Raw genomic sequence first — 18,857 nt, 5'->3', positions numbered from 1 at the left:
ATTTGGAGGAATGGGACCGTGAAGCAGGAAACAGTTTGGGATGCACAGGACGTTGTTGATATGTGCCGGGAGTACATGAATGATGACCACGTTGCGTTCGTTCAGCGGGCATGTGACTTTGCAACGTACGTTCACCGCGAACAGCGGCGGCAGTCCGGCGAACCGTACATTATTCATCCCATTCAGGTGGCTGGTATTTTAGCCAACCTGCACATGGATCCCGAAACGGTGGCGGCCGGTTACCTGCACGATGTGGTGGAGGATACGCCGGTCACCCTTGGCGATGTGGGTGAACTTTTTGGTCACGACGTAGAAGTGATTGTCGACGGGGTAACTAAGCTAAGCAAAATCCAGTACAAGTCCCATGAAGAGCGGTTAGCTGCGAACCACCGGAAGCTATTACTTGCGATGGCCCAGGACCTCCGGGTGATTATTGTGAAGCTTGCGGACCGGCTGCATAACATGCGCACCCTGGTTCACTTGCGGCCGGATAAACAGCGCCGGATTGCCAATGAAACGCTCGAAATATACGCGCCGTTAGCGGACCGTTTGGGAATTAACACCATCAAATGGGAACTGGAGGACCTCTCCCTCCGGTACCTCAATCCCCAGCAGTATTACCGGATTGTGCACCTAATGAACGCCAAGCGGGAAGAACGGGTGCACTACATTAACGCGGCGATTCAGGAAATTCGCCGGGTAATCGCAGGTCTGCACCTTGATTGTGAAATCTACGGGCGGCCCAAGCACATCTATTCTATTTACCGGAAAATGCACGACCAGCACAAGGAGTTTAGTCAGATTTATGACTTACTCGCTGTCCGGGTAGTGGTGGACTCCATTAAGGACTGCTACGCCGTGCTGGGAGCAATCCACTCGGAATGGAAACCGATGCCGGGACGGTTCAAGGACTACATCGCAATGCCTAAAGCCAATATGTACCAGTCACTCCACACGACGGTGATTGGCCCGCAGGGGAAACCGTTAGAGGTCCAGATTCGGACGAAGAAGATGCACCGGGTTGCTGAGTACGGAATTGCGGCTCACTGGGCATACAAGGAAGGCAATACTAGCGGAGTGAAGCAGAGTGCCACGGGCGACCGGCTGAACCTGTTTAAGGAAATCGTTGAATTGCAGCATGAAACGACCGATGCCAGTGACTTCATGGAAAGCGTGAAGGGCGACCTCTTTGGCGACCGGGTTTACATTTTTACCCCTAAGGGTGAGGTGGTCGAACTCCCGCAGGGCGCTGGTCCCCTTGACGTTGCGTACGCCATCCATACGGAAATCGGGAACCGGACAACGGGCGCTAAGGTCAACGGGAAGATCGTCCCGCTTGATTACCACGTTAAGAACGGGGATATTGTGGACATCTTAACTTCCAAGAATTCAGCGGGGCCAAGTAATGACTGGCTGGACATGGTGCGGACGAGTCGGGCCCGGAACAAGATTAAGCGCTTCTTTAAGCGCCGTGACCGGGAACAAAACATTGATAAGGGCCGCGACATCATTGACCACGCCCTGTTGGATGCGGGGTATAATCCGCGGCAGGTATTGACCCCCGCAAATATTGACCGGGTGTTAGCTAAACGGCAGTTGACCTCAGCGGATGATATGTATGCGGCGGTTGGGTTTGGTGAGCTTCAACCTGAAGGGGTAGTTAACCGGCTGACAGAAGCGATTCGGAAGGAACAACAGGCGCAGCGGGACGCCGCCAGAGAGCAGGCTGTCCTGCAGCATGAATCCACGGCAGCTGATGATCACCACGAAAAGAAACGGCCAAAGCCAAACGATGCCGTGCTCCTTGAAGGGGCCGATAACATGATGATGCACCTAAGTCGGTGTTGTAATCCAATTCCGGGCGATGAGATTATCGGCTACATTACCAAGGGCCGCGGGGTATCGGTCCACCGCGTTGGGTGTCCGAATATTCCTCAGGGTGAGGATGCCCGGCTGGTGGCGGTTGATTGGAACATGATTCCCGGAACTGACCGGACATACGAGGCTGAACTTGAGGTTCAAGGGTATAACCGGTCGGGCTTGCTGACGGATGTGTTGCAAGCCGTGACCAACACGGTGAAAAACATCACGTCCATCAACGGGCGCGTTAACCACCAGCGGACGGTGATTATTACGGTTGCCATGGCAATTCGGGATCAGGCTCACCTCCAGCGCGTGATTGATAACGTCAAGCGCGTGCCGGACGTGTATGTTGTCAAGCGGCCGATTCACTAGGAGGAGTAAAAATGCGGGTTGTTTTGCAGCGGGTTAAGCGGGCCCAGGTGACGGTTAACAAAACTGTAATTGGTAAAATTGGAACGGGCGTGGTACTATTAGTCGGGTTCACTGATGGGGACGGACCAGCAGAGATTGAGTACTGTACCCGGAAAATTATCCGGGCGCGAATCTTTACTGATGCGGATGGTAAAATGAACCAGGATATTCAGGCGGTTGGCGGGGCAATTTTAGCTGTTTCTCAGTTTACCCTGTACGCCAATACCCGCCGGGGGAACCGGCCGAGTTTTACGGCGGCCGAAGAGGCAGAGAAGGCGCACCGTCACTATGAACAGTTCGTTACCTGTCTGCGGGAAACCGGCATTCCGGTTGCAACGGGGCAGTTTGGCGCTGACATGCAGGTTGACCTGGTCAACGACGGCCCGGTTACCATTATTTATGACACTAACAACAAGTAGAAAGAGGGAGAACCATGAGCGAGACCTACTTCTGGGACTTTGACGGAACGTTGTACAATACATACCCGGTGATGGTGGCTGCGTTTGTTCACGCAATGCAGGAACAACACATTAAGGTGAAAAAGGATGAGGTGTACCACCACATGCGGCAGACGTCACTGGGGCGGACGTTCAAGTGGGCGTTAACGAATCATCCTGAACTGGACGAACCGACTGCCCGGGCAGCATACAAGGAATACGAGGAACAGCGTCACGATGAAATGCACCCGTTTCCGGGGGTTGTCGAGGTGTGCGCGCAGGTTGTCGATCATGGCGGCCGGAACTTCTTGTTAACCCACCGCGATGAACAGGCCGTCGCAATTTTGGAACGTGACGGGTTAAAGAAGCTCTTCAGTGGTTTTGTGACCTCGAAGTTATCGTTTCCCCGGAAACCGGACCCGGCTTCCCTCAACTACTTATGTAACGAATACGCAGTTGATAAGGAACACGCAACCATGATTGGTGACCGCGCCTTGGACGTCGAGGCGGGGCATAATGCGGGCATGAAGGGGATTCTTTTTGACCCGGACAACATCATTAACGAGGACGGAAACCCGGATAAACGGATTAAGTCGATGTGGGAGCTTGTTGATAAAAAAGCTTAAATTGGGCTGTATAATTCAGTCTGGCTACTTACAGCAAACGATAAAGGGACGCACCTTTTTGGCGCATCCCTTTTTGGCTAGTGGTTAGTCTCGATGAAATGTTGCACTCCGGTGACCACATCACTTGTCATTACGTTGCGGTACCGTGACGAGCGAATATACTGGAAGTCGTGGCTCGTGTTAATGTACCCGCCTTCGATTAAAATCGCGGGAACGGTGTTGTCCCGGATTACCAGGAAGTTCCCGAACCGCGAGCCCTTATCCGTGATTGGAAGGTGGCGCATTTGGTGGTTAACGTCCTGGGCAAGTTGGAGGGACGGTCCCCGGTGATAGTAGTAGGTGGTAAACCCAGAGGCTTCGTTTTCGTCCGGTGAAGAATCGAAGTGGAAGCTAATAAAGAGGTTGGCGTGGACCCGTTTCGCCAGGGCAGGGCGGGCCTTCAAGCTGACAAACCGGTCACTATCGCGGGTCAGGTAGACCTTTGCGCCTTTCGCGCGAAGTTTAGCCGCAACCATCCGGGCAAACTTCAGGGTATACGTTTTTTCCATTTGCCCGTGCACGGCTAGGGCGCCTGAATCAGACCCGCCGTGACCGGGATCAATAACAATCGTTGCGTTTTTCAGGCTCCGGATTACGGGGCGGTACTTGGCGGGAAGCTTCCAGGCAGGCACCCATCCTTGTTGGTTGGCGCTCGTTGTGACCTTGAGCCATTCATACTTTGAGCGGATAACCGCCACGCGGGTGCCCTTTGGTAATTCCATCGTACCGCGGTATTCAATTCCTGGTCCGGTCCGCATGGTCGTTGTCTGTTGAATGGTTGTCTGGTTAAGGTATGTTTTTGTTCGGTAGGCGAGGTATCCGCCTAGAACGCAGAACACCGCAATGAGAACGAGCAGGTCGCCTCGTAGTTGACGGTGCTGGTGGTTCGTTTGCATAATTGCGTTCAACTCCCGTGTAATTAGTTGTTCTCTGCCATTATAGTACAAAGAAATGGGCTTTAAAAACGGGGGATGACTTGACTTTTAGGGGCCCGGCCAGTATTCTGAAAATTGAATATGAAAACCAGTGAGAGGGATTAGTACCTGGTGAACGACCAGTAGCGACCGAACGGATGGTGGAAGGTTCGGGGTTAGTGTTGGGGAAGACACCCTTGAGGTACATTGAATCAATGTCGTGTGATACGTTATCTCAGTTAAGTTAAAAATAAGGTGGTACCGCGCCACGTTGCGCCCTTATCTGGCTGTTGCTGGATGGGGCGCTTTTATTTTATTAACTGGAAGGGCCGACATTGTTAGAGGAGGTTATTAAATGAAGTACCAAAAGCCAAAGGGAACCGCGGATATTTTACCGACCCAAAGTGCTGCATGGCAGTACGTTGAAGGGGTTGCCCGGAAATTATTTAACCAGTACCGGTACCACGAAATCCGGACGCCGATGTTTGAAAACTACGAGGTTTTCTCCCGGACATCAGGGGAAACGTCAGACATTGTCACGAAGGAAATGTACGACTTTAACGATAAGGGTGGCCGGCACATCACGTTACGGCCGGAAGGAACGGCCGGTGTTGTCCGGGCGTTCATTGAGAACAAGCTGTACGGGCCGGAAGTACAAAAGCCCCTGAAGGTCTACTACATGGGACCGATGTTCCGGTATGAACGGCCACAGTCTGGTCGGCTCCGGGAATTCCACCAGATTGGCGTGGAAGCGTTCGGGGTGGACAGTCCAGCCTTAGATGTCGAAGTAATGGCTATGGCGGTTGACTTTCTCCACCGCTTGGGGTTAAGCGGATTACGGATTGCCCTGAATACGCTGGGAGACGTTGAATCCCGGAAGGCATACCGGCAGGCTTTGATTGACTTCTTAACCCCGTACGAAGCAGAGCTATCGGATGACTCCAAGGAACGGTTACACAAGAACCCTCTCCGGGTGCTTGATAGTAAGGATGAGCACGACCAGGAGATTGTTAAGGACGCCCCGTCCATTCTTGATTACCTGACACCAGCGGCCCAGGAACACTTTGACCAGGTGAAGCGGCTCCTTGATGAACTAGGAATTGAATACGAAGTTGATCCGAACATGGTGCGGGGGTTGGATTACTACAACCACACAATCTTTGAAATTATGAGTAACGCCCAGGCCTTTGGTGGCAAGTGGATGACCGTGTGTGCAGGTGGCCGGTATAACGGGTTAGTTGAACAACTCGGCGGTCCGGAAACACCGGGAATTGGCTTCGGAATTGGGGTTGAACGGCTCCTCTTAATCCTGGAAGCAGAACAGGGCAACTTACCGACTGACGACCAACTGGACGTATACGTGGTTGGAATCGGGGCGGAAACGGATGCGGCAACGTTACGTGTGGTTCAGGCTTTGCGGCAGCAGGGAATTAGCGCTGACCGGGACTACCTGGCAAGAAAACCGAAGGGGCAGTTTAAGACGGCGAGCCGGTTAAACGCCCGGTACACGTTAACTATCGGGCAACAGGAACTTGCGAACCAGACCGCTAACCTGAAAGAAATGGCAACGGGAACGGAACGGCAGGTTTCCCTGGCAGATGTTGAACAGCACTTTAACGAGTTACTGAAGTAGGGAGTAGGAGCATGAGAAGAACAACGTATTGTGGAAATGTAACGGCGGAGTTTGTTGGCCAGCAGGTGGTTTTAAAGGGCTGGGTCCAAAAGAAGCGGAACCTCGGGAACCTGGTGTTCATCGATTTGCGGGACCGGCATGGCATTGTGCAGCTGGTCGTTAACCCGGAAACACCGGAAGCCGTGCGGAACACGGCGGAGTCGTTACACGGTGAGGATGTGATTGAGGTCCACGGAACCGTGGTTAAACGGGGAGACGGTGCAATCAACCCTGACATGAAGACCGGGGAGGTTGAGGTCAACGTTCAGGAAATGATTATTCTGAATAAGGCCAAGACCACGCCGTTTGAAATTAAGGATGATATTAGCGCAGCGGATGACTTACGGTTAAAGTACCGGTACCTGGATCTGCGGCGGCCGGAAATGCAGCGGGCGTTATTGATTCGGAACCGGATTACCCAGGCCGTTCACCGGTACCTCGACGAAAACGACTTTATTAACGTGGAAACGCCGTACTTAACAAAGTCAACGCCTGAAGGGGCGCGGGACTACTTGGTGCCATCACGGGTTTACCCGGGATCGTTTTACGCGCTCCCGCAATCACCGCAGCTGTTTAAGCAGTTGTTGATGGGCGCGGGCTTTGACCGGTACTACCAGATTGCCCGGTGCTTCCGGGATGAAGACCTTCGGGGCGATCGCCAGCCAGAATTTACCCAGATTGACATGGAGATGTCGTTTATGGACGCGGAAGAAATCCAAACCATGACTGAGGGTCTCCTTAAGCGGGTAATGAAGGAGACGCTGGGGGTTGACATTAAGACGCCAATCCAGCGGATTACGTGGAACGAGGCCATGGACCGGTTTGGCTCAGACAAACCAGATATTCGGTTTGGCATGGAGTTAAAGGACGTTGCTGAAGCGGTGCGGCCGGCCGGATTTAAGGTCTTTGATAGTGCGCTTGAAAACGGTGGGCAGGTCAAGGCCATCGCTGTTCCAAACGGAGCGGAGAAGTACTCCCGGAAACAAATCGAACAAAAGCAGGAGTACATTAAACGCTTCGGGGCCAAGGGATTGGCCTGGATGAAGGTTACGGCGGACGGCTTTAGCGGGCCAATCGCAAAGTTCTTTAGGGATGATGCGGTGGTTCAGGCCGTTAAGGACGCAACGGCGGCCAAGGAAGGCGACCTGCTGTTATTTGTAGCGGACAAACGGAAGGTCGTAGCGGATTCCCTCGGGTACCTGCGGTGTGCCATTGCGAAGGAACAGGGCATGATTGATGAGAACGAGTTTGCCTTTATCTGGGTGGTTGATTGGCCACTATTCGAGTACAGTGAGGAATTTGGCCGCTACATTGCTGCCCACCATCCGTTTACGATGCCAAACGAAGAGGACGTTGCCTTACTTGAAACGGATCCACATAAGGCGCATGCCCAGAGTTATGATATCGTGCTGAACGGTTACGAGCTTGGTGGGGGGTCAATCCGGATTCACCAGCGGGACGTGCAGGAGAAGATGTTTAAGGCGTTAGGGTTCACGCCGGAACGGGCGGAGGCCCAGTTTGGTTGGTTCATGGACGCTTTAGACTACGGCTTCCCACCGCATGGCGGCTTAGCACTGGGATTGGACCGGTTCGCAATGCTTCTTGCTAAGCGGGATAATATCCGGGAAGTAATTGCGTTCCCGAAGAACTCCAAGGCGGTTGACCCGTTGACGAACGCGCCGCGGCCGGTGGCCCAGAAGCAGTTGGATGAGTTACACCTCGAGACAGAAGAATAATTACCGGTGATTTAACGGGGGACTGTGACGATGAGTTGCAGTCCTTTCGTTATTTTCGGAAGCTTTAAGGTGAACCGCCTAGGCCGCAACCGGAGTGGAATTAATAAATTTTGACCGGGTGGCTTGTCGGGGTGCTGGTTGTGCGTTATCCTAACGACAGCAAAAGATGAAGGAGTCCCCAACGTGAACGAATTACAAAAAATTTGGAAGCGCCATGCTTACATTTCACGGGCATCGACGGCGTTTATCTATGGTATCTTGGTGTCAGTCGCAATGAATTTCTTCTGGACCCCCGGAAAGATTTATTCGTCGGGGGTGACGGGGGCGGCCCAGCTGGTTGCATCCCTCACCGCACACTGGCAGCACCCGTTGTCTGCGGCTTTAATGTTGTTTGTCCTCAACGTTCCGTTATTTGGGCTCGCCTGGAAGGAAATTGGACACCGGTTTACGGTCTTTACGTTCATTGCGGTTGTTTGTTCAAGTGTCATGATTAAGGTGATTAAGCCCGTGACACTGACGACCGACCCGATTATTTGCTCAATTTTTGGGGCGGTCATCAACGGCTTTGGGACCGGGTTAGCACTGAAAAACGGGATTTCAACGGGGGGATTGGACATTTTAGGATTGACCCTTCGGAAACTAACCGGGAAAAACATCGGGACGTTTAACCTGTTATTTAATGCCTTGATTGTGTTTGCGGCCGGGGCGGTTTATGGTTGGCCGTATGCGTTCTATTCAGCGATGGGCTTGTTCGTCAACGCCCGCGTAATGGACATGGTCTACACCCGCCAGCAAAAAATGCAGGTGATGATCGTGACGACCAAGCCGAAGAGCGTAATTGACTGTATTCAAAACCACCTGCGACGGGGAATTACGATTGTCCACGGTGCTGAGGGAGCGTACAAGCACGATGAGAAGACGATTCTCTTTACCGTTATTTCCCGGTATGAACAACCGGAACTTAAAATGGCGATGGAGGAGTCGGACCCGCACGCCTTTGTTAGCATTGCGGATAACGTCCACATTATGGGGCACTTCTACGAACCGGAACCATAGGGGGCTTCCTGATGAAAAAGATAATTTATTTATGGCTGGTGCGGCTGGTAGCTGGGATGGTTAGAAACCGGACGCCCCGAGAAATCGTGTATGTCATGAGTTTCGGGAATAACCAGGAGTTTATCCGGGCATTGGCACAGCGAGCCCGGCAGTGTGGAACTCCGGTCACCGTGTTATACCGCCCAAATTGTGCGGCAGCGGCGCGGCAGTTAGCCGCTGACGGAATTAGGGCGCAGGTCTTTACGGATGGGTTGCGGTTCCTGGGCCGTCCGTTACGGCTAATCATGAACGCGCGGCTACTGTTTTGTGATAATTACTACGCCTTCTTGGCGGGCTGCCCGTTTAACCACCAGGAAACCACGGTCATCCAGGTGTGGCACGCAAACGGGGCGGTTAAATCCTTTGGATGGGAAGAACCACGGACGCAGCACCGCTCCCGGGCGGATAGGCGCCGGTTTCAGCGGGTATACAATCAGTTTGATGAATACGTTGTTGGTTCTACCCAGATGGCCCGGGTGTTTGCGCAAAGTTACCACGTCCCGGAATCACGGATGCGGGTATTAGGGTACCCGCGCAGCGACCGGTTGTTTGACCGAACATGGCGGCAGCAAACCCCTGCCCGGATATATGACCAATATCCCGAACTCCGGGAAAAGGAAGTTATTCTGTATGCGCCAACGTACCGGGAAGATGCGGCGGGGAAGCCAGCCTTTCAGGTCCCTAACGATTTTGAACAGATTGTGGCGGCACTATCACCCAAACAACGGTTGGTCATTAAGTTACACCCCCACGTTCAGGCTATGGAGCAGGCGTTTGTAAAGCGGTTTGGCCAACAAGTAATGCTGATTCCTGACTTTACTACGGAGGACCTCCTGACGGTCACCGATTGTTTGATTACTGATTATTCGTCGGTGATTTTTGATTATGCGGTGCTTCCTAATGCGGGGCGGATGATTTTTTACTGGTATGATGAAGCTGCGTACCAGCAGCAAGTTGGCCTGCAGCCTGATATGAAGACGTGGCTACCAGGCCCCGTCTGTCAGACTGCGCAGGAGGTCAGCGCGGCGCTTCAGTCCCCAAGTAACCAGGCTAATTTAGCCACGTTTAACGCTCAGTGGAATACAATGAATGACGGAGAGGCAACCAGGCGGGTACTTGATACGTACCTCCCGGTCAATAAATGAGGTGAGAAGAATGTTAATTGGATCACACGTTAAGATGCGCGGGAAGGACATGTTTTTAGGATCAGCGAAGGAGGCGGCCGGGTATCGCGCCACCACAATGATGGTATATACGGGTGCCCCGCAAAATACCCGGCGGAAACCGCTCGAAGAGATGAACATCCCAGCTGGGAAACAGTTTATGCAGGAGCACGGCATTCACGATATCGTTGTGCATGCACCGTACATTGTCAACCTGGGAAACGCCGATCCGCATAAGTTTGCGTTTGCCGTTGAGTTTTTACAAAAAGAAGTGACGCGGGCAGATGCACTCGGGGCACCGCAAATGACCCTGCATCCGGGAGCACATGTCGGTGCCGGTGCCGAAGCGGGGATTGCCAGCATTGCCCGGGGACTTAACGAGGTGTTATCCCGGGAGCAGCACGTTCAAATTGCCCTGGAAACAATGGCGGGAAAGGGGACTGAGGTTGGCCGGACCTTTGAGGAACTGGCCGCGATTATTGACAAGGTGACCTTAAACGACCGCCTTTCGGTCACACTGGACACGTGTCACACAAGCGATGCGGGGTACGCCATTAAGGATGACTTTGATGGTGTTCTCAACGAGTTTGACCACATTATTGGGCTTGACCGGTTAAAGGTGATTCACCTGAATGATTCAAAGAACCCGCAGGGAAGCCATAAGGACCGGCACGAGAATATTGGGTGTGGCACGATTGGCTTTGATGCACTGAACTACGTTGCCCACCATCCGCAACTAACGGATGTGCCGAAGATTTTGGAGACGCCGTACGTTGGCCCGGATAAAAACCATAAGTACGCCCCGTACGGGTTTGAAATTCAGATGCTGACAGCGAATAAGTTTGATCCGGATGTGCAGGAGCATATCCTGGCGGCGAAGGGCAAGTTACTAGAAGAGTAGCTGACCGGTTGAAAATTAGGAGAAAAGATTATAAAAGAAGTAACCCTGGTGGAGGTTTATGCCTTTCACTAGGGTTACTTCTTTGAATTATCACGTTTTTAGTATTTATAATCGGTCCGTTTTCCTAGGCCGTGCCGAACAATGTATACGATGATAAGCGCTGCCAGGATGATCGCCCCCACGCTGACCGAAACGCGGGTGTCAGGATTAATAAACATGAAGATGATAATCACGGCCATAAAGGCGAGCGCCAGGTAATTAGACCACGGGTAAAGTGGCAACTTAAACGGATGACCAGCCATGATTTCCGGATTGTTCTTCCGGAACCGGAGTTCGGCCAAAAGAATTACTAACCACGGAATCATCCCCGGTAACACACTCGAACTAAAGACGACCACAAACAGGTTAGCGGTTGATTTACTGAACGCTGACGACACGAGGTCAAGGATAAAGCCAAGGAGAATCCCGCCTGAAATAGCGAGGATGGCGTTATTCGGAACGAGGCGCTTGGAAAGTTTTCCTAGTTTCTTCGGTGCATCGTTTTCGTGGGCCAGCATGTAGAGCATCCGGCTAGAACTGTAAATTCCTGAGTTTGCACCGGAAAGGGCGGCCGTAAGGACCACAAAGTTAATAATTCCGGCGGCACTCGTAATCCCAATCTTCGCAAACGTCTGGACAAACGGAGAACCGATCGTTCCAAGCTTGTTCCACGGGTAAATGGTAACAATCACCCCGATTGCGCCCACGTAGAAGATTAAGATCCGCCAAATGACGGACTTAACTGACTTAACAACGGCGTGCTTCGGGTCCTTCGCTTCTCCGGCAGAGATCCCGAGAAGTTCAATTCCCTGATATGACCCAACAATAATGGACATTGAAAAGATGAAGCCTTTGACGCCACCGGTGAAGAAACCACCGTGGGCCCACAGGTTACTGAACCCAACGGGATGCCAGTGATTACCAAAGCCCAGAACGATGATAAGTGCTCCGAGAATAATCATGAGGATGATGGTGACAACCTTAATCATGGAGAAATAGAACTCCAGGGTCCCGTATGATTTCGCCGATAGTAGGTTAGTAAGCGTTAAAAACGCGATGACGACTAGTCCTGACACCCAGGCGGGCAGGTGGGGCCACCAGTAGTTCAGGTATTCTGTAGCCGCGATAACTTCGGACATCCCGACAACAATATACTCACAAACATTGGCCCACTTAGCGAGGTAGCCCGCGAGTGGGTGAATGTATTCGGTCGCAAACTGGGCAAAGGAACCCGTTCCGGGGTTGACGTATAGCATTTCTCCCAGTGCCCGCATAATGATATATAGGATTACCCCTACCAGGGCATATCCGAGGATAACGGACGGCCCCGTCCACTTAATGGTTGATGTCGATCCCATAAACAGGCCGACCCCAATCGCACCACCAAGGGAAATCATTTCCAGCTGACCAGGTGATAGGGACCGCTTTAGTTTACGCTTCTCCGTCGCCATAAATTCTCCTCCTCACGCATTGAAAAAGTTAATTCCATTTTACTACAAGTGAATTGAAAAAGAACAATTAAAATGAGATTTCTTTCATTTTATCATCATTTTATTCTTAGATAAAGGTGGAATATGGCCATTAAAAAACGAGCGTGGTAAAAACGCCAAGCTAGACATGTCATAATCTGTCAGCTTTTAGGGTTTATCACGCTCGTTTGGGCACATATAAGGCCAGCAGCGGGAAGAAACTGGAACGTCCCCCAATTATTCATCCTTCGCCGGAAGACTTTCCATAATAAGGGTGGCCGTTTCTTCGATGGACTTGTGGGCAACGTTAATCACGAGACATCCAAGTTCACGGTAGAGGTTGTTGGCGTACTCCAGTTCCTTTGTGATATTGTCCGTGTTGGAGTAGGTCGTTTCAGGATCAAGCCCATACGCAATCATGCGCTCCCGCCGGATGTTATTCAGGACGTCCGGGTCGTTCGTCAACCCGAAGATCTTATCCTTATCTACCCGGTAAATTTCTTCGGGAATTTGTGCTTGGGGGACAAGCGGCAGGTTGGCGACCTTGTAGCCCTGGTTTGCCAGGTAAAGTGATAGTGGCGTTTTGGATGTCCGGGAAATTCCTAATAAGACGATGTCGGCTTTAAGAAAACCGCTCGGATCCTTACCATCATCGTACGTAACCGCAAATTCAATCGCCTTAATCCGGTCGAAGTAGTTTTTATCCGTGGTGTGGTTCATGCTGATTCCGTGGGCGGCGTGCTGGCCCGTCCGGTGTTCGAGCTTTGCCATCAAGGGTGACATGGTATCAAAGTAGTCCAGGTCGTTCTCTTCGCAAAACGTGTTTACGTGGTGGGCGAGTTCGGGATCAACGAGGGTGTGGATGATAAAGGCGTTTGCCCGTTTTGCCCGGTTTAGAATGCCATCGATCATTGATGTTGTCCGGGAAAACGGAAATTTCTCCACCGTAAAGTTGCTATCAGGGAACTGGACAAGGGCCGAATCAACGACGTGCTTAGCAGTTTCACCGAGTGAGTCCGAGATAACGTATACCGGAATTGAATTGTTAGTTGTCATGAAAATCCTCTCCTAAATAAAGCGCTTTTATCCGTGAATATTATACCAAAAAGAAAGCGGTTAGCGTGGGGTGAAAAGGCGGAAAAGATTGTTGACTGGCGTGCATTAACGGGAGTACAATGTAAAAGAACTGTTTAAGTTGGTCGTATGTACAACAACGGTTACATTTAAGCTCGGAGGGAGGGAAACACCATGTCAAAGACAGTTGTTCGTAAGAACGAATCTATTGATGACGCTCTTCGTCGCTTCAAACGTTCCGTTTCAAAAACAGGTACTCTGCAAGAATACCGTAAGCGTGAATTCTACGAGAAACCTAGTGTTCGGCGGAAGAAGAAGTCTGAAGCTGCACGTAAGCGGAAGAATAAGCGGCGCTTCTAGTCGCTCTGGGAGGTTGGCTTAATGAGTTTACTTGATTCATTAAACAAGGATATGGTTGCTGCCATGAAGAGCCACGACAAGGCAACGTTAGGAACGGTGCGGATGTTGAAGGCGGCGGTAGCAAACGAAAAGATTAACCTTGGTCACGACCTCACGCCGGACGAAGAACTGGCAGTCTTGTCCCGGGAATTGAAGCAGCGGAAGGATTCCATTAAGGAATACGAGGAAGCTGGCCGGGATGATACGGTTGCCCAGTTAAAGCAGGAAATTAAGATTGTTCAGGGCTACATGCCTGAGCAGTTGAGCACGGATGAGGTCCGCGCGCTTGTTAGCCAGGCCATTACGGAAGTAGGCGCCACCTCGAAGGCCGACTTTGGGAAGGTAATGAAGGCGGTTATGCCGAAGCTGAAGGGTCAGGCTGACGGAAAGCTGGTCAATCAGTTAGTTAACGAACAGTTAAATAAGTAGATCAGTGTTTGAGGCCACTACCGTAACTGTGAGGGTTGCGGTAGTGGTTTTTTATTCTCCAGCGTCATTGGCCGGATAGGATGATGCGATGTGCTATAATTACGCTGGAATAAATAATGAAGTAAGGGAGATTTTGTGGGTGACGAACACGACGGTTATCGAACGGGAATACCGGCTCGCTAATCCTAAGATTGCGGGGCCATTATTTGGGATTAACGACGAATTTTTGCACCTAATTGAGGAAGGGCAAAAGGTGACGCTTAATCCGACGGGCGAGGCCGTTAAGATTACTGGTTCAGCCGAGGCGGTCCAACGGGTAAAGGCGATTTTCGATGCACTGATTAAGATTCTTAACCAGGGAATTCGGCTGGGGGGACCAGACATTGTGTCGGCAATGACGATGGCCGAGCATCACCGGTTGGAGTACTTCCCCGACTTATATACAACCATTCTCCTTAAGGACGCAAAGGGCCGCCCGATTCGGGTAAAGAATTACGGGCAGCGCCAGTACGTGCAAGCCGTTAAGCATAACGACCTTACGTTTGGGATTGGCCCGGCGGGGACCGGGAAAACGTTTCTGGCGGTTGTCATGGCCGTCGCAGCGCTCAAGCGGAAAGAGGTTGAACGCCTTATCCTGACCCGGCCGGCGGTTGAGGCGGGCGAATCTTTGGGGTTCCTTCCGGGGGACCTCAAGGAAAAGGTGGACCCGTACCTCCGGCCACTGTATGATGCACTGCACGCAATTTTTGGCACTGATCATACCGACCGTTTGATTGAGCGCGGCGTGATTGAAATCGCACCGTTGGCTTATATGCGGGGGCGGACGCTCGATAATGCGTTTGTTATTCTGGATGAAGCCCAGAACACCACGCGCCAACAGATGAAAATGTTTCTAACCCGCCTTGGGTTTGGTTCAAAGATGATCGTTAATGGCGATGAAACGCAGATTGATTTGCCACAGGGACACCGCGCCAGTGGATTAGTAGATGCCCGGCGTGTTTTACGTAACCAACCGCACATTGGGTTTGTTACGTTTGACCAGGCTGACGTGGTGCGGCACCCGGTTGTTTCAGAAATTATTAATGCGTACGCCCAGGCCGCAAAGGAGGAGCAGTAGTGGACTTAGAGATTTATGATGAAACTAAAAAAGTTAGTGCTGAGCGGATTCAGTTAATTAATGACATCCTAAACTTTGCGGGAAAGGCGATTGACCTGCCGGATAATACGGAGATGTCGGTGACACTCGTGGATAACGACCGAATTCACGCGATTAATAAGAAGTACCGGGGCGTGGATAAGCCAACCGACGTCATTAGTTTTGCGATTGAGGATGATCCGGAGGATGATGTGATTATCATGCCGGAAGGGGAGGAACTTCCCCGGAACATCGGCGATATTTTCATTTCAATGGAAAAGGTGGCGGAACAGGCCGCCTACCTGGGGCATTCCGAAGAACGGGAGCTCGGTTTCCTGGCTTTGCACGGGTTCTTACACCTTAACGGGTACGATCACATGAAACCGGAAGACGAAGAAGAAATGTTTGGCTTACAGCGAAAGATTTTGGGGGACTTTGGGCTTGAACGCTAATCAAAACCAAAATAAGTGGAAGAACCACCACTTTATTCAGGCGCTGCGTCACGCCCTTGACGGGGTACGCACAGCGTTTCGGGAAGAGCGGAACCTCCGCTTTCACTGTTGTGCTGCCGTGGGCGTGATTGTCTGCGGTTTTCTTTTCCGGCTAACGTGCTCGGAGTGGCTGTGGCTGCTTGCGGCGGTTACACTCGTGGTAGTAAGTGAACTATGGAATACCGTTGCGGAGAACCTGGCTGACTTGGCCAGTCACCTGCAGCGGGATGAGCTTGCGAAGAAGGCTAAGGACATTGCGGCGGGAGCAGTGCTGGTGGCAGCGGGGTTTGCGGTGCTGGTGGCGGTGTTTGTCTTTGGTCCGCACATTCTGGCACTGGTGAAGTAGCGCTGAAAGGAGAAACTGATGCAGGAAAACTTTCATTCGGGGTTTGTTGCCATCTTAGGGCGGCCTAACGTTGGGAAATCCACCTTTTTAAACCGGGTCGTGGGCCAGAAAATTGCGATTATGAGTGATAAGGCGCAAACAACCCGGAATAAAATTCAGGGGATCTATACGACGGATGGCGCCCAAATTGTTTTCATTGACACGCCGGGGATTCATAAACCGCACAGTCGGCTGGGGGATTTCATGGTGGACACTGCGCTTTCCACCCTTAATGAGGTGGATGCGGTGCTCTTCATGGTAAACGCCACCCAAAAACGGGGGCGGGGCGACGACTTCATTATTAACCGCCTTAAACAGGTGCACCAGCCGATTTACCTGGTGGTTAATAAGATTGATAAGGTCCACCCGAACCAGCTGCCGGAGATTGTGGCGGCCTACCAGAACAGCTTAGATTTTGCGGGGGTGTTCCCAATTTCAGCCCTTGAGGGGAATAACTGTCCCCAGCTGGTGGATGAATTGGTTCACCGGTTACCAGAAGGGCCCCAGTACTATCCGGCCGACCAAATCACCGACCACCCGGAACGGTTTGTGATTAGCGAGTTAATCAGGGAAAAGGTACTGCAGTTGACGCGGGAAGAGGTGCCGCACTCCGTGGCGGTGGTTACCGAGCGGGTTCAGCGCAAGGACGATGAAAAGGTGCTGGTGCAGGCCACCATCGTTGTCGAGCGGAAGAGCCAGAAGGGCATTATCATCGGCAAGGGCGGCAAGATGCTTAAGCAGATTGGTGTCCGGGCCCGGAAGGACATTGAACGGATGCTGGGTGACCGCGTTTACCTGGAGTTATGGGTGCGGGTGCAGCCTAACTGGAAGGACCGGCAGGTTGACCTGCGGGAACTTGGTTACCGGGCAGAAGATTATAAGTAGTGGAGGGTAGGCATGACCATCTACCGGGCAGTTGAATTTCAAGGTATGGTTGTTTCCAGGCGGGACTACAAGGAACGGGACATGCTGGTAACGATGTATACCGACCGGTTCGGTTACCGGACCTTTTACGTGCGGGGAGCGCATAAGCGGGGCTTTCGGCTCGCCGCAGCGATTCTTCCGTTTACGTGGGGCACCTACGTCGGTAACGTCAATGATGATGGGCTATCGTACATCAATGCGGCCAAAAACCTGCAGCAGTGGGCCGGGTTGTACCAGGATATTATGTTAAACGCCTACGGTACGTACCTCCTTGAGCTGACGCAGCATGCGGTGCGGGGCGATTTAGCCCTTGCACAGCAGTGGTTTTCCCGGATTCGCCGGGCGTTAGCCATGATTGACGATGGTTTGGACCCGCAGGTGGTAACAAACATTGTTGAAGTGCAGCTGTGGCGGTGCTTTGGGGTGATGCCGCACCTGACTGATTGTGTGGTGTGCCACGAGCAAACGCCGCCGTTTGATTTTTCCTTGGAAATGGGAGGATTATTGTGTCGTCAACACTGGTCCCGGGATCCCCAGCGGTTGTGCCTCGATGCCCACACAATATATTTTTTGCGGCAGTTTACGGTACTAAACCTCGAGCGGGTAAACCAGATTGACATCCGCCCGGCAACGAAGCGCAACCTACAACTGGTGATTGACCGCGTCTATGACCACTACGTTGACTTGCAGCTCCGTTCGCGGGAGTTTTTACGCAAGATGATGGTGGCGCCAGACTTGCAGGTGCGGCGAAAAGGCGCAAATTCAAATCAGAAAAAATAGGCTGAGGATTAGACTTCCTCAGCCTGTTTTAGAATGATAAACTGCTTCACGGAAAAGCTAGCCGTTGTGTGAACCTGTGCATTAGTTAATCCGGTTTGGTGCTGTTTGTTGTAATCTGCCATCACGTACTTATGGTATTCAGCCATGGTGGTAAACATATACGGTAACGTCCAGAAGAAACCAATGCCGTAGGTGATAATGCTTAGAACAAGCCATCCGAAGAATGACAACATTAACCCCAATAATTCCCATTTATGACCGTCCATTACTTTGCGGCTTAGGGCGATTGCTTCGTTAGCTGTCATGGGTGTTTTATCGTCTACGGCGTCTTGCATAATATAAAGTGCTTGGGAATAAGCAAGGCCCTTAATTAATCCGGGAATGAAAAGAAGAAGGGACCAAAGAATACAACGAACTGTAAATAAAAACCAAGTGGTGATAAAATATCCGCTACGATTATTTTTGAATTGACTGAAAGCAGCCCCCCAAGCATTGTTTGTTTTTTTACCGTTAATTAAATCATAAGTAGCCGCCACAAGTCCTGTTAGAAGAAAGGTTTGAGCAAAGATTGCGGTGATGATTCGCCCATTTGAAATCGAGATATAGTATAGTACTATGCTTATATCATTGAAGATATTATTTGAAGAAAGGGGAGTAGTACAAAACGCGAAACAAAATATGCCAAATATTAAAAAAGCTATAGTAGATAATGACAATATGACGAAAGCAGAGAGAATGTTTATAAGAATAATTTGTAATCCCCAGACCCAGCTTCCCTTTAATTTTTTTCGTGCGGCTAATTTAAGTTTTGCTCTTATCATGTGTTATCCCCCGTTTGTTAATTTATAGTAGTTTTGAAACTGTTTTAATGTTAT

General features: G+C 51.3%; 19 protein-coding genes and 1 other annotated feature. Of the genes, 15 read left to right on the top strand and 4 right to left on the bottom strand.

What is annotated here, in order from left to right:
- The first annotated feature begins 18 nt into the window (after positions 1-18).
- Genes QOR60_RS03385 through QOR60_RS03375 form a run of 3 tightly spaced genes read left to right on the top strand, consistent with a single transcriptional unit; the run spans position 19 to position 3,337 of the window.
- Positions 19-2,235: a RelA/SpoT family protein gene (locus QOR60_RS03385; RefSeq protein ID WP_283581947.1), complete on the top strand. Its 2,217-nt coding sequence runs from the start codon at positions 19-21 to the stop codon at positions 2,233-2,235.
- An 11-nt stretch (positions 2,236-2,246) separates the two neighbouring features.
- Positions 2,247-2,693 carry a D-aminoacyl-tRNA deacylase gene (dtd, locus tag QOR60_RS03380; protein ID WP_283581946.1) on the top strand — a complete coding sequence of 149 codons (447 nt, stop codon included), beginning with the start codon at positions 2,247-2,249 and terminating at the stop codon, positions 2,691-2,693.
- Between the two features lie 14 nt (positions 2,694-2,707).
- Positions 2,708-3,337 (top strand): HAD-IA family hydrolase, encoded by a 630-nt coding sequence (locus QOR60_RS03375; protein ID WP_283581945.1) that lies wholly within the window; start codon positions 2,708-2,710, stop codon positions 3,335-3,337.
- Between the two features lie 77 nt (positions 3,338-3,414).
- Here QOR60_RS03375 and QOR60_RS03370 read toward each other — a convergent pair whose 3' ends face one another.
- The gene (locus QOR60_RS03370) at positions 3,415-4,272 is read right to left on the bottom strand and encodes an N-acetylmuramoyl-L-alanine amidase (RefSeq protein ID WP_283581944.1); all 858 of its coding nucleotides are present in this window, start codon (positions 4,270-4,272) and stop codon (positions 3,415-3,417) included.
- Positions 4,273-4,393: 121 nt separating this feature from the next.
- Positions 4,394-4,574, top strand: a binding site (T-box leader).
- A gap of 71 nt (positions 4,575-4,645) precedes the next feature.
- On the opposite strand from QOR60_RS03370, the gene hisS reads away from it, so the two are divergent.
- The 5 genes from hisS (at position 4,646) to QOR60_RS03345 (ending at position 10,857) form a co-directional block, all read left to right on the top strand.
- Positions 4,646-5,923, top strand: a complete 1,278-nt coding sequence (gene hisS, locus QOR60_RS03365) for a histidine--tRNA ligase (RefSeq protein ID WP_283581943.1) — start codon at positions 4,646-4,648, stop codon at positions 5,921-5,923.
- 11 nt (positions 5,924-5,934) lie between these two features.
- Positions 5,935-7,698, top strand: a complete 1,764-nt coding sequence (aspS, locus tag QOR60_RS03360; protein ID WP_283581942.1) for an aspartate--tRNA ligase — start codon at positions 5,935-5,937, stop codon at positions 7,696-7,698.
- A gap of 183 nt (positions 7,699-7,881) precedes the next feature.
- Entirely contained in the window at positions 7,882-8,754 is an 873-nt protein-coding gene (locus QOR60_RS03355) for a YitT family protein (protein ID WP_283581941.1), read from the top strand.
- A gap of 11 nt (positions 8,755-8,765) precedes the next feature.
- Positions 8,766-9,938: a CDP-glycerol glycerophosphotransferase family protein gene (locus QOR60_RS03350; protein WP_283581940.1), complete on the top strand. Its 1,173-nt coding sequence runs from the start codon at positions 8,766-8,768 to the stop codon at positions 9,936-9,938.
- 10 nt (positions 9,939-9,948) lie between these two features.
- Positions 9,949-10,857 (top strand): deoxyribonuclease IV, encoded by a 909-nt coding sequence (locus tag QOR60_RS03345; protein WP_283581939.1) that lies wholly within the window; start codon positions 9,949-9,951, stop codon positions 10,855-10,857.
- Positions 10,858-10,955: 98 nt separating this feature from the next.
- On the opposite strand, the gene QOR60_RS03340 is transcribed toward QOR60_RS03345, so the two are convergent.
- The gene (locus QOR60_RS03340) at positions 10,956-12,347 is read right to left on the bottom strand and encodes an amino acid permease (protein WP_283581938.1); all 1,392 of its coding nucleotides are present in this window, start codon (positions 12,345-12,347) and stop codon (positions 10,956-10,958) included.
- A 255-nt stretch (positions 12,348-12,602) separates the two neighbouring features.
- Positions 12,603-13,421, bottom strand: a complete 819-nt coding sequence (locus QOR60_RS03335) for a pyruvate, water dikinase regulatory protein (RefSeq protein ID WP_283581937.1) — start codon at positions 13,419-13,421, stop codon at positions 12,603-12,605.
- 192 nt (positions 13,422-13,613) lie between these two features.
- Here QOR60_RS03335 and rpsU point away from each other — a divergent pair, with 192 nt between their 5' ends.
- From rpsU to recO, 7 genes are all read left to right on the top strand, one after another.
- The gene (gene rpsU / locus QOR60_RS03330) at positions 13,614-13,799 is read left to right on the top strand and encodes a 30S ribosomal protein S21 (RefSeq protein ID WP_283581936.1); all 186 of its coding nucleotides are present in this window, start codon (positions 13,614-13,616) and stop codon (positions 13,797-13,799) included.
- Between the two features lie 21 nt (positions 13,800-13,820).
- Positions 13,821-14,267, top strand: a complete 447-nt coding sequence (locus QOR60_RS03325; protein WP_283581935.1) for a GatB/YqeY domain-containing protein — start codon at positions 13,821-13,823, stop codon at positions 14,265-14,267.
- 139 nt (positions 14,268-14,406) lie between these two features.
- Entirely contained in the window at positions 14,407-15,384 is a 978-nt protein-coding gene (locus QOR60_RS03320; protein WP_283581934.1) for a PhoH family protein, read from the top strand.
- On the top strand, positions 15,384-15,854 hold the full coding sequence (gene ybeY, locus QOR60_RS03315) for an rRNA maturation RNase YbeY (RefSeq protein WP_283581933.1): 471 nt from the start codon (positions 15,384-15,386) through the stop codon (positions 15,852-15,854). Before QOR60_RS03320 ends, ybeY begins: the two co-directional genes overlap by 1 nt.
- Complete coding sequence (locus QOR60_RS03310) at positions 15,844-16,239, top strand: diacylglycerol kinase family protein (RefSeq protein WP_408612544.1); 396 nt, start codon at positions 15,844-15,846, stop codon at positions 16,237-16,239. The genes ybeY and QOR60_RS03310 overlap by 11 nt, the downstream gene beginning before the upstream one ends.
- 18 nt (positions 16,240-16,257) lie before the next feature.
- Positions 16,258-17,163 carry a GTPase Era gene (era, locus tag QOR60_RS03305; protein ID WP_283581931.1) on the top strand — a complete coding sequence of 302 codons (906 nt, stop codon included), beginning with the start codon at positions 16,258-16,260 and terminating at the stop codon, positions 17,161-17,163.
- Positions 17,164-17,175: 12 nt separating this feature from the next.
- The gene (recO, locus tag QOR60_RS03300; protein ID WP_283581930.1) at positions 17,176-17,982 is read left to right on the top strand and encodes a DNA repair protein RecO; all 807 of its coding nucleotides are present in this window, start codon (positions 17,176-17,178) and stop codon (positions 17,980-17,982) included.
- 8 nt (positions 17,983-17,990) lie between these two features.
- On the opposite strand, the gene QOR60_RS03295 is transcribed toward recO, so the two are convergent.
- Positions 17,991-18,803 (bottom strand): DUF975 family protein, encoded by an 813-nt coding sequence (locus QOR60_RS03295; RefSeq protein ID WP_283581929.1) that lies wholly within the window; start codon positions 18,801-18,803, stop codon positions 17,991-17,993.
- Positions 18,804-18,857: the final 54 nt, after the last annotated feature.

Source organism: Ligilactobacillus hohenheimensis (assembly GCF_947381805.1).
GTDB lineage: Bacteria > Bacillota > Bacilli > Lactobacillales > Lactobacillaceae > Ligilactobacillus > Ligilactobacillus hohenheimensis.
Note: the sequence above shows the minus strand (reverse complement) of the source record. Positions and strands in the feature narration are given on the sequence as shown.